At 35.5% G+C, this 11,249-nt stretch carries 10 protein-coding genes; 6 read left to right on the top strand and 4 right to left on the bottom strand.

Annotation, left to right across the window (positions count from 1 at the left end; all coding sequences use genetic code 11):
* Positions 1–203 precede the first annotated feature (203 nt).
* Genes MV052_RS06335 through MV052_RS06350 form a run of 4 tightly spaced genes read left to right on the top strand, consistent with a single transcriptional unit; the run spans position 204 to position 6,042 of the window.
* On the top strand, positions 204–1,541 hold the full coding sequence (locus MV052_RS06335) for a YcjX family protein (protein WP_297442074.1): 1,338 nt from the start codon (positions 204–206) through the stop codon (positions 1,539–1,541).
* Entirely contained in the window at positions 1,538–2,569 is a 1,032-nt protein-coding gene (locus MV052_RS06340; protein WP_297442076.1) for a TIGR01620 family protein, read from the top strand. Before MV052_RS06335 ends, MV052_RS06340 begins: the two co-directional genes overlap by 4 nt.
* Before the next feature lie 7 nt (positions 2,570–2,576).
* Complete coding sequence (locus tag MV052_RS06345; RefSeq protein ID WP_297442078.1) at positions 2,577–3,686, top strand: DNA repair exonuclease; 1,110 nt, start codon at positions 2,577–2,579, stop codon at positions 3,684–3,686.
* A complete protein-coding gene (locus tag MV052_RS06350) occupies positions 3,673–6,042 on the top strand; it encodes an SMC family ATPase (protein ID WP_297442080.1) in 2,370 nt (789 codons plus the stop codon). Before MV052_RS06345 ends, MV052_RS06350 begins: the two co-directional genes overlap by 14 nt.
* 49 nt (positions 6,043–6,091) lie before the next feature.
* Here the strand turns inward: MV052_RS06350 and MV052_RS06355 are convergent, their stop codons facing one another.
* The 3 genes from MV052_RS06355 to MV052_RS06365 form a co-directional block, all read right to left on the bottom strand.
* A complete protein-coding gene (locus tag MV052_RS06355) occupies positions 6,092–6,250 on the bottom strand; it encodes a hypothetical protein (RefSeq protein WP_297442082.1) in 159 nt (52 codons plus the stop codon).
* 195 nt (positions 6,251–6,445) lie between these two features.
* Positions 6,446–6,862 carry a DUF4878 domain-containing protein gene (locus MV052_RS06360; protein ID WP_297442084.1) on the bottom strand — a complete coding sequence of 139 codons (417 nt, stop codon included), beginning with the start codon at positions 6,860–6,862 and terminating at the stop codon, positions 6,446–6,448.
* A 26-nt stretch (positions 6,863–6,888) separates the two neighbouring features.
* Positions 6,889–7,284, bottom strand: a complete 396-nt coding sequence (locus tag MV052_RS06365; RefSeq protein ID WP_297442086.1) for a thioredoxin family protein — start codon at positions 7,282–7,284, stop codon at positions 6,889–6,891.
* 120 nt (positions 7,285–7,404) lie between these two features.
* Between MV052_RS06365 and MV052_RS06370 the strand changes: the two genes are divergently transcribed.
* Both MV052_RS06370 and MV052_RS06375 read left to right on the top strand, forming a co-directional pair.
* Positions 7,405–9,024 (top strand): YcaO-like family protein, encoded by a 1,620-nt coding sequence (locus MV052_RS06370; RefSeq protein ID WP_297442088.1) that lies wholly within the window; start codon positions 7,405–7,407, stop codon positions 9,022–9,024.
* Entirely contained in the window at positions 9,009–10,211 is a 1,203-nt protein-coding gene (locus tag MV052_RS06375; RefSeq protein ID WP_297442091.1) for a class I SAM-dependent rRNA methyltransferase, read from the top strand. Before MV052_RS06370 ends, MV052_RS06375 begins: the two co-directional genes overlap by 16 nt.
* On the opposite strand, the gene MV052_RS06380 is transcribed toward MV052_RS06375, so the two are convergent.
* Positions 10,208–11,011, bottom strand: a complete 804-nt coding sequence (locus MV052_RS06380; protein ID WP_297442093.1) for an HDOD domain-containing protein — start codon at positions 11,009–11,011, stop codon at positions 10,208–10,210. The genes MV052_RS06375 and MV052_RS06380 overlap by 4 nt on opposite strands.
* Between the last annotated feature and the right edge of the window lie 238 nt (positions 11,012–11,249).

Genomic DNA, 11,249 nt, shown 5'->3' on the forward strand with positions numbered 1-11,249 from the left:
AAATCACTTACTATTCTTAAAGAGTTTGTGTGTTTTTAATTGTCTATAGAAAAATAACTGCCTAAAATGATAGTTAATTGGTGGATTTCTTACATAACACGCATAATGTTACTTATAGGAGTCAATTAAACTAAAGCTATTTGACACTTTATTAGCTTATATGTATTAAAATAGTAGAATATTACAAAATAAAGAGGTGTTTGATGGTCGCTAATATTTTAAAAAATCTCCCTGACTTGCCTAGTCTTTCTTTTACATCAACTCCTATTAAGATTGCTATAACAGGGCTTAGTCGTTCAGGAAAAACTGTCTTTATCACTTCACTCATTGACCAGCTTTTATATCAAGATAAAATTCTCAGTGTAACAGCCTCTTATCAGCCATTTAAGACAACGATTAAAGCACCTTTAGCAAATGCAAAACGATTTGACTACTATACGCTTATCCATCAACTAAAACAAGAATATCGCTGGACAAAAGATACGGATGAAATTACGCATACCATTTTAGAGATACAAATAAAAAGCCGTTTTGCACTTTTGAGCAATACAAAATTTCAAATAGAACTGATAGATTATCCCGGTGAATGGCTCCTTGATTTAACTCTTTTAGAAATGTCTTACACAGTTTGGTCTCAAAAAACACTTACATGGCTTCGCAGTGTCGATGATGACAAAGCAAGAGCCTATCTAACAACGCTTAACTCACTAACGGCCAAAACAAACACGCAAGAAGTTGCCATCAAAGTGCATAAGGAGTACAAAGAGTTACTCATCCATCTCAAAAAAAACAACTATTCACAACTTACACCGGGAAGATTTATCATGCCCTCTGATTTGGCAAATGACCCTATTCTCATTTTCGCTCCCCTACCTCTAAACGCAGCTAAAGAGCTACAAAAGAGTTTTGAAAAACGTTATAACAAATATGTCAAAGAGATTGTAAAAGATATACAGCTTGAGCACTTTAAGGGCTTTGAGCGACAAGTGGTTCTGGTTGATGTGCTTGAAGCCCTACAAAATGGTTATGATTGTTACAGTGACATGAAAAGTGGACTCAAAAGTATGCTCGCACTTTATGAGCATAAAAACAAAAACTTTTTATCACAATGGTTTCATCCAAGTATAAAAAAAGTGCTTTTTTGTGCTACAAAAGCGGATCAAGTTGCAGCTTCACAACATACGAACTTTAGTGCACTTTTAGTAGATATGATAGAGGACTTACAAAAAGATCTCGATATCTCACATATCGAGACAACTACCCAGATAGTCGCTGCTTTAAAATCAACCATGACGATAGAAAAAAAGTACAAAGGACAAACCCTCTCTTTTATCCGCGGTATTTTAGAAGAAGATGCTGAGATGCATGACCTTTATCCCGGTGAAATGCCCCCACGTTTCCCAAACAAAGCAGAGTTTGATACAAGTAAATACGGATATAAAAACTTTCTGCCACAAAAAAAACCCTATAGAGATAATGAGTCATTAGAACATATCAATATGGATAGAGTTATAAGAAAACTCATAGGAGATTTGTTATGAGCATAAAACCATTCAGTCAAAAAGTAGAACAAAACAGACCACAACAAAAAGAAAAACTCAAACCTTTTGTCGCTGAAGCAAAAGGCGGCGTGGAAGTACAAGAACCTAGTTTAGAACTTCAGACAAAACAACTCGAAGAAAAAAGAAACTTTCTTCAAAAAAGCATAGGTTTTTTAGGCTCCCTTAGTGGCATCATCGTCACAGTCATCATTTTTTTGTTTATCGCTATCACAGTAGATGCACTCCAAAACCTAGAGTCACTCTATCAGAGTAAGTCACTTTTGGATATGTTCTATCTTCTAGGGCTCTCCCTTTTAATGCTCTCACTTGGACTCTTTAGCTATAAAAATTACAAAGAGATCAAAGCCCTTAAAAATGCAAAAAAGATGCAAGATTTTTATGCTCTACAAAAAGAAAATCCAAACAAAAAAATCATTTCCATGACAAGAAAACTACTTGATAGATATGCAAAAAACTACACAGATGAAAAAATCTTAACAAAAATAGAAGTCTTACAAAACAGTATCAACAACTCCCATGATTATCATGCCATATACAAAGATCTTGACAAAGAAGTACTCAGCATTATCGACACAAAAGCAAAAGAAAAAATCAAAAACGCTGCCATCCAAGCTGCCATCTCTACAGCTATCTCTCCTCTTGCACTCCTTGATGCGATGATAATAATCTGGCGTAGTTTCCTGCTTACAAAAGAGATAGCCCTTTTATACGGCTACAAACCAAATGCCTACTCCACCATCATCCTACTCAAACGTGGTGCCTTTAATGTCTTCTTTGCAGGAGCTACAGAACTTGCACAAGAGTATGCAAATGAAACGATGCACAACTCACTTATAGCAAAAGTCTCTTCGTCTGCTTCACAAGGTATGCTCAACGGTGTTCTTATGGCACGACTTGGCTATGGGGTACTCAGAGCTTGCCGCCCTCTTGCACTAGCAACGAAAAGAGAGAGTTTTATGAGTTCAATTTATAATGCTTTAAAAAACAAACTACTAAAAAACGATTAGGATTTTCGTGAAAATACTACACTTCAGTGACACACATCTTGGATATAACGACCTTGATGTTCTCAACGCAGAAAATATCAACCAAAGAGAAGCAGACTTTTATGATGCTTTTTCTCAGGTTATAGCACAAATTCAAAAAATACAACCCGACTACATCATCCACACAGGAGATCTGTTTCACCGTGCAAGTCCAAGTAACAGAGCCATTACCTTTGCACTTGAACAGTTTAAAATCATCGATGCGCTTAATATCTCCATGATTATGATAGCAGGAAATCACTCAACACCAAGAACAAATCTTAGTTCACCAATTTTAAAGATATTTGAAAATTTTAAAAATATTCATCTCTCTTATGAACAACAATATAAAAAGATAGAATTTGAGGATGTGATTTTTCACACACTTCCACATATGAACGATGAGACAAAAGCACTCTCTCAAATAGAGCTTTGCGAACAAAACATTCAAAAGGATAAAAAAAACATCATGATGATGCACTGCTCTGTAGGTGCGCACTTTTTAATGCAGGAGTTTGGCGAGTGGGTTTATCCTAAAGATAAAGAGTATATATTTGAGATGATGGACTATGTCGCACTAGGGCATTGGCATGGCTTTGGTCAAGTTGGCAAACATAAAAATGTCTACTACTCAGGTTCAACTGAGCGAACAAGCCTCAATGACAAACGCAATTCAAAAGGTTTCATCCTTTTAGATGACTTTCATGTCGAATACAAAGAGATAAAGATACGTCCTATTGTTACAAAAACGATAGACTGTAGTGATTATGAAAATGCACTTGAAAAACTCACAAACGATGATACAAAAGATGCAATCGTAGAAGTAAAGCTCTCAAACCTCACGCCTTTGCAATCCATAGATATTTCAAACGCAGCTATCAAAGAACTTTTTGCTCAAGCGATGCATGTCAGCATAAAAAGAGAGTTTACACAAGATGTAAACGCAGTAGATGTTAGCGACGTTGAAGCCCTGAGTCTGGAAGAATTTTTCCTCGAACATATTCAAGAAGAGAGCCAAGAAAAAGAGTTTTCACGCTTAAAATTCAAAATCCAAGAGCTTTTTGCCAACTATGACGAGGTACAAGATGATTCTCTCTAAACTTCACCTTGAAAACTTTAAAAAATACACAAAATACGAGATAGAGTTTGAAGAAGGTCTCATAGGCATCATCGGGAAAAATGGCAGTGGTAAATCGACTATCTTTGAAGCCATACTTTTTGCACTCTATGGTGAGCTTAAAAACAGAGGAGCAAAAGAGGTCATCCGTAATGCAAATGCAACAACAAAAGATGCTGTAGTTGTAGAACTCTGTTTTGAGTTTGAAGGTTTACTTTACCGTATTGTGAGAGAATTTCGAGGTAAATCACTTAGTGCAAATGCTAAACTGTACAAAAATGAAGAGCTTATCACAAGCGGAGCAAAAGAAGTGACAGCCAGCATCATTCAGCTCACAAAAATGAGCCGAGATGCTTTTATGCATACACTTTTTGCTTCACAAAAAGAGCTTACAAGTTTGAGCACGCTCAAAAATGAAGACAGAAAAAAAATGATACGCAAACTACTTGGTCTACAAAAGATAGACTTTATTGAAAAAGAGCTTGTAGAAAAAAGCCGTGAGCTCAAACGTGAAATAGCTGCATTTAACGAGATACTTTTAAGTGAGGATGACACAAATAGTAAAAAAACAGCACTCAAAAAACTCAAAGCAAATAAAAAAGAGCTGCAAGAAAATGAGAAAAAGCACAGGCAAGAACTAGCATCACTCAAAGAAATAGGCTCTGTCCTTAAAAAAGAGTTGGAGATATTTACTCAAACAAAAGAGAAAAAACAAAAAGCAAGTACAGCAATACAACTGCTTAAAAACTCCATCATCTCACAACAAGCATCACAAAAAAAACTCCAACAAGAGCTAAAAACACTAGAACAAAAAGCCCAAGAACTCAAACGAAACGCAGCTGTAAAAGCAGAATATGCTGCCTTAGATAAAGAGCTAAAAGAACAAGAGAAACTCAAAGAAATTCAACTCAAAAAAGAGGGACTGCAAAAAGAGCAAACGCAGCTCAGAGACCAATACACAAAAGCTTTAAACGATATCAAAGAACTTGAAAAAGAGTGCGCTCTGTATGACACACTCCCCACGCAGGAGAAAAAGCTGTATGAAGATGTCGAGAAAATAAAAAAAGAACTCCTCCAAACGCAGCAAAAAGAGCGTGAACTTAGCGAGAAACTCTCAGCTGAACAAAGAGTAGTCAGTGACACAAATAAAAAGATACAAAGTATCCAAAATCTAGGACGTGATTCTGCTTGTCCAACTTGTACACGACCACTTTTAGAAGAGTATGACAATGTTATAAACACACTGCAAAACACGATCAACGAGCTACAAAACACAAAGATACAAGGCTATACCAAAGAACTGTTAGAGTTACGAAACATCCTCTCTCAAAAAGAGCAAGAAAGCAAAAAGGCAGAGAAAGATTTTCAAACACTTACAGGCAAAATCTTGCTCCAAAAAAGTAAGCAAAAAGACTTACAAAATGCTCAAAAATATTTTCAAACTATCAACCAAAAAGGCTTAAATAACAAAGCAGAACTCCAAACGCTGCAAGATTATAGCTATGATGCAAAAGCACACAAACAACTGCAAGAAAAACTTGATGCTACAAAGCCAAAGTATGAATATGTACTGAGTCTTGAAGTACAACTCCAAAGAGTGACACCAATGCAAGAAGAACTGCAAAGACTCACTCAATTACTTCAAACAAACATAGAGCAGCTTAAAGCTAAAGAGACTGCGTTTGAGCTTATAGACTACGACGTGAAAAAGCATGAAACTAAACTGATAGAATACGAAACAGTGCAAAAAGAAGAGGAACAAAAAACAAAACAGATACACGAGATACAAGTAAACATCGCTACATATGAAGGAGAAGCCAACACCATAGAAGCGATGCTTAAAAACAATCAAACGCAGTTAGAAAAAGTACAAACAAAAAAAGATGATCTTAAAGACTACGAGAAGATAAAACACTCACTTATAGAGTTTAAAACCAAACTCAATGCAAAAATAGCCCCAAGGATCTCTAGCACTGCATCAAGCATGTACAGCCAAATCACAAAAGGAAAATACCAGCATATCGAGGTCAACAACGACTTTGACTTTTTCATATATGATGAGGGTAAAAAGTACCCTATAGAGCGCTACTCAGGTGGAGAGATAGACTTGGCAAACCTCGTCTTACGTATAGCTATCAGCAAAACACTAACAGAACTCAGCGGAGCCAACTCCATAGGCTTTCTCGCCTTTGATGAAGTTTTCGGCTCACAAGATGAAAGTAGAAGAATAGAAATACTCGAAGCCTTTCATACTATAAAAGAACAGTATCGACAGATATTTCTCATAAGCCATGACATGGAAATTAAAGAGATGTTTGAGAAAGTTGTGGAGCTATGATTACACCACTGCTTTAAATTCTATACTTTCATTAGCATATACATGTCTACTATTTGGTTCTTTGTGGTTTTAAGATACTCAACAAACTTTCTGTTTCCATCCAAATAGTATGTTTTGGAGTGACCTTCTCATTATTGTCAATTTGTTTTGCTGTCTCTATAGCTGAATCAAAAAAATCATCTAATGTTCCATTTTGAATAGTTATCATTTTACAAACTCCTTTATATCATTTTTATTTTTGGAAGATATTAATATCTTCCAAAATATTTATGCACCTCTTTGATTTGTAATTCTTCCACTAGCATCATATGTAAAAACTATTAGACTTAGTTCGTGACAAAATCAGGCTCAATGTATCTTGGTATTGCTTATATTTAAGACCTGATTTGAATAGTTGAGGAAGTTATTGCGTTAGTTTCCAAATACCCTTGATACGTTTAAGAAATGTTGGTTTATTGTCTATGAGAGCGACTTTATGGTCAGGATTGTCTGTGTCTTGGATATAGATATTTTGACAGTTGAGTGCAGACATTGCACTTTTTCTTCGCCATATTTGTGCATCATAATCTTTTTTTGCTTGCGCTCTTTTTGACTCAGGAAGCATATCTATGTGCTTTGCCATTTTTATTTTTTTAGCTTCATTTTCATTTATTTTTATTACAGCTGCTTCATCAGCATACTTTTTCAGTTCTTGAAAATCCATCTTTTGTAATGCTTTACAAATGTTCGTCGCCACTTCTTTTGGAGTTGCTGCAGTGGCTGCGTATGCACTCGTTATCAAAACAGATAAACTCATGCTAATTAGTAATTTTTTGTTCATGTATTTTCCTTGTATGCTATTATATATTAATTAATTAAACTACTAAAGTATTCTTTTAACTCTTCTTCACTTTTAAGCCCGCTAAACCTTTTAACTTCTTTGGCGTTCTTATACATAACAAAAGTTGGGATGCCATGTATCTTGTAAAATCTAAACGCTAGTTTTTGCTGTACTTTGTTCATATCTGTCGTAACATCATAAAAGTGGATACCAGGGAACTCTTTTTTTACTTTTTCAAAGATTGGTTTTTCTTTTGTACACGTTGGACACCATTTTGCAGAAAAAAGTAGAACTACTTTATTTCCTTTGGCTATATCGTCTTTTGCCTGTTGTGAAATATCTTGCAGATATAATTTCCAAATTGTAAAGGTGATGATAAGAATGATGACTGTGAAAATTGAGACGACTTTAGCAGAGAACATACTGCTCCTTTTTTCTTTTTATTATAAGATAATTTTGCTTTGCTAAAAGAAAAATCAAACTGTAGTTATCCCTTTTGTTTTAGATATAATTCTACTAAATAAAGCAGGGACAAATACTTAATGAATTTTTTATCAAAAGAGGCTCCACTTCAAGAGTCTATCTCTACTATGAAGAGAGTTTTAGCTGATGTCGGTTGTGAGATAGTTTTTCAAGAACAAAAAAATCCTCTCACGCATTGCTACTCAGTCAACCTTAGCTCAAAAGAAGCGCCAAGACATATTTACTCAAATGGCAAAGGTGTACTGAGTGATGCTTCACAAGCAAGTGCTTTGGGTGAGTACATAGAACGTCTACAGACAAACAACTTCTTTATAGACTTTCACCTTCCACAAAGAAAATACTACCCCGATGAAGCTGCGTTTAGTTTTGATGAAAAATATCTCAGTGATGAACTTATGCAGATCTATAATCCAGATGGCAATCTCTCGCCTGAAGATTTAGTAGATTTTAACAGTGACTATGAAGATAAGATTGTTTGTCTCCCTTTTATAAAACAATCAACACAAGAAAAGACTTACATTCCTTTAAATATTTTAAGTAATCTCTATGTCAGTAATGGTTTAGCAACAGGCAACACACCCCTAGAAGCAAAAGTCCAATCTTTAAGTGAGATATTTGAACGATACGCAAAAATGCAAATCATAAAAAATGGTTACGCTTTGCCAAAATTTCCTGATGCCATTGTAGAAAAGTTCCCAAAAGTATATGAAGATGTTATAGCTCTGCGTAAACTTGGCTACATTGTAGAAGTCCTTGATGCTTCGCTTGGAGGAGAGTTTCCTGTGACTGCCATCTCTCTTATCAACCCTAAAAATGCGACTTTATTTGTCTCTTTTGGTGCACATCCCATACTTGAAGTTTCACTAGAGAGAACTATGACAGAGCTTATGCAAGGACGTTCTTTGAAGAATCTTGATAATTTTGAAGTACCTACTTTTGATATGAGTCTTGTCGCTGACAGCTTTAACCTTGAGTCACATTTTATAGATTCAAATGGTAAAATTGGTCTACCTTTTTTAAGTAAAAAGAAGAGCTTTGCTTATACTGCGTTTGACTATCAAGGAGACTCCACACAAGATGAGTACAACTATCTCACAAATATTTTAGAAAAGATGAATAAAGAAATGTATGTCAGAGAGTATGATTATCTAGGGTTTTATTCTTGTCAAATCATAGTGCCAAGTATCTCAGAAGTCTATCCTATAGATGATCTTATCTACAACAACAAAAACAACGCAAAACCCATACGAGATATGATTTTAAACTTTAAAGACTATGATCCCCAAGAGATTATGATACATATCGAATCTCTTGAAGATTCACTTAATGTTGAAAAGTACATCGGTGTTATCTTTGAGGAAAACTTTAGCATGGGAGAGTTTAAAGCACAAACTTTACTGCGTTTAGGTGAGTATGATGAAGCTTTAGAACTTTTAGAATACGGTACAAACAAGCTTGGTCATCTTGTCGTAGAACTCGCAAGAATGCAAGAGATGGAACTTGATTTTGCAGATTATAAAGATGCTTTATCTCATCTTTTTACACAAGAGCAAGTGCATAAAGCATTAGGTATTTTAGATGGTAGTGATTTTCTTATAAACACAACACTCCATCAAGATTATCACAATATGCTCATACTTTACGACAAACTAGAGAGAAAAAAATGTCAAATGAAATAAACCTTACACTCAAACCTGATTTTGTAGAACAGATTAAAAATGGCTACCCTTTACTCTTAAAAGAGTTCATAACAGACTGGAGCAAGGTCACACAAGAAGGTACGATTATAAACCTACGTGATAAAAAGAACAAATTTGTCGCTAAAGCTTACTATGGCATACAAAACAAAGGTCATGGCTGGGTTCTTTCACTCAATGAAAAAGAAATAATAGACAAAGAATTTTTCAAGCGTAGATTAAACGCAGCGATAGAGTATCGAAAAGAGTTTTATGCAGATAAGCAGACTACTGCGTTTAGAGTTGTTAACGGAGAGGGTGACGGGCTTCCGGGATTCACTGTGGATTATTTTGAAGGCTATTACCTCTTTACTTGGTACAGCATCGGAATCTACACACTCAAAGAACTTATACTCGATGCTTTTAAAGAGAGTGTTCAGTGCACAGGGATTTATCAAAAAAAACGCTTCGATACAAAGGGAATGTATCTTGATGATAAAGATGACTTTATCTACGGAGACAGAGCACCTGAGCCACTTTTGGTCAAAGAAAACGGTGTAAACTTTGCCATCTACCTTGATGATGGTGCTATGGTTGGGGTTTTTCTCGATCAAAGAGAAGTAAGAAAAGCCATTCGCGACAAATACGCAAAAGATAAAACTGTTCTCAACACCTTTTCATACACTGGCGCTTTTTCCGTATTTGCCGCTGTCGGAGGAGCGAAGAGTACTACAAGTGTGGATCTGGCTAAACGCAGCTTAACAAAAACTACGGAGCAGTTTAGTATCAACGCTATAGATTTATCAAAACAAAAGATTATCGTTGAAGATGTCTTTTTATATTTCAAGTATGCTGTAAGAAAAAAACTGCTTTTTGATATGGTAGTCGTAGACCCACCAAGCTTTGCGCGTTCTAAAAAACATACTTTTAGTGCAAACAGAGACTATGTGAAACTTCTCAAAGAAGTGATACAGATAACAAACAACGGAGGTATCATCGTAGCTTCCACAAACGCAGCAAATTTTAGTATGATGACTTTTCGAGGGTTTATTGATAAAGCATTTAAAGATTTAAAACTGAGATATAAAGTCTTGGAGAGTCATTCTCTGCCAAAAGATTTTCGTGTGCCAGAGAAATTTAAAGAGAGCGACTACTTAAAAGTAGTCTTTATAAGAAAGATAAAATCCTAAGCACTAAGGATTTTATCTACTGCTTTTTCAAAGTTTTCCAAATCTAGATCAAACTCTTCTATTGTCTCTTTTGCAACACAGAGAGACTCTTCCGTGATCTCACCATTTGGCATTACTGCTTCACGAACAGCTTTTAGCTGTGCTGCAGCGCGTTGTTCATCAGGGTTTGTTCCCTCTGGATCATCACTAAAACGAATGAGATGAACGGTATCTGCATCAAAGTTCCATTTGTGAAAAAGTGTTGCTGTTACATCTGTAGTTTGCGCACCACAGGCAGTTTTTTCTGCTTGAGAGATATCTTCTCCGCTCATTAACGCCATCTCAATGATACCAACTTTATCATCATCTATCAATGTTTTAGCAATGATAACACGTCCCAAGTCCACTAAAAATGCAGCAGGTGCTAAAGTAGCAAGACTTTTTGACTCTGTTCTGATAAGCCAGTTAAGCATTAGTGAAAGTTGTCTGTCACATGCAAGTGCAAACTCCTCTTTTGTCATTCCATACGGAGATAAATCAATCTTAAAATTATCAACAGCACTTCCAAGTGCAAAACTTCTGATAGCATCTTTACCAAGTAGTGCAACAGCCTGTTTTACACTTGTAATCTTATTTTTCAATCCATAAGCTGGAGAGTTCACCAAACGTAAAATATTTGCAGTTAAAATAGGATCTTTTTCTATCGCTTTTTGCATATCTTCAAGTGTAGAATCCGGATTATTATAAACACGTTCAACAGCCTGAACAGATTCCGGAAGCGGTGGAATATTGTCAATATTTTCTAAAAGAGTTTTTGTCATACTTAATACCTTTTTATATTTGTAAATTAATTGTAGTGCAAGTCATATAAATTAAGCATATAAGCCTGAAAAAATAGGTAAAATAGCTAAGATTGTTTACTCTCGTAACAATTCCTAAGCCTTCTCAAGTTTAAAATAACCTAAATAGTTTTTTATCGTCCGACCTGAATTGACCCAACTCTCGATTCCCCCACTCAGATTTACGACATTTTTGAAGCCTAAATCTTGTAATGTTTTA

The organism is Sulfurimonas sp. (assembly GCF_026988655.1).
Lineage (GTDB): Bacteria > Campylobacterota > Campylobacteria > Campylobacterales > Sulfurimonadaceae > Sulfurimonas.

Excerpts from the sequence above, each read along its gene's own strand:
- MV052_RS06350 (WP_297442080.1), top strand. The coding sequence starts at position 3,673 with ATGATTCTCTCTAAACTTCACCTTGAAAACTTTAAAAAATACACAAAA.
- MV052_RS06365 (WP_297442086.1), bottom strand. The coding sequence starts at position 7,284 with ATGTTCTCTGCTAAAGTCGTCTCAATTTTCACAGTCATCATTCTTATC.
- MV052_RS06360 (WP_297442084.1), bottom strand. The coding sequence starts at position 6,862 with ATGAACAAAAAATTACTAATTAGCATGAGTTTATCTGTTTTGATAACG.
- MV052_RS06355 (WP_297442082.1), bottom strand. The coding sequence starts at position 6,250 with ATGATAACTATTCAAAATGGAACATTAGATGATTTTTTTGATTCAGCT.
- MV052_RS06380 (WP_297442093.1), bottom strand. The coding sequence starts at position 11,011 with ATGACAAAAACTCTTTTAGAAAATATTGACAATATTCCACCGCTTCCG.
- MV052_RS06335 (WP_297442074.1), top strand. The coding sequence starts at position 204 with ATGGTCGCTAATATTTTAAAAAATCTCCCTGACTTGCCTAGTCTTTCT.
- MV052_RS06375 (WP_297442091.1), top strand. The coding sequence starts at position 9,009 with ATGTCAAATGAAATAAACCTTACACTCAAACCTGATTTTGTAGAACAG.
- MV052_RS06370 (WP_297442088.1), top strand. The coding sequence starts at position 7,405 with ATGAATTTTTTATCAAAAGAGGCTCCACTTCAAGAGTCTATCTCTACT.
- MV052_RS06340 (WP_297442076.1), top strand. The coding sequence starts at position 1,538 with ATGAGCATAAAACCATTCAGTCAAAAAGTAGAACAAAACAGACCACAA.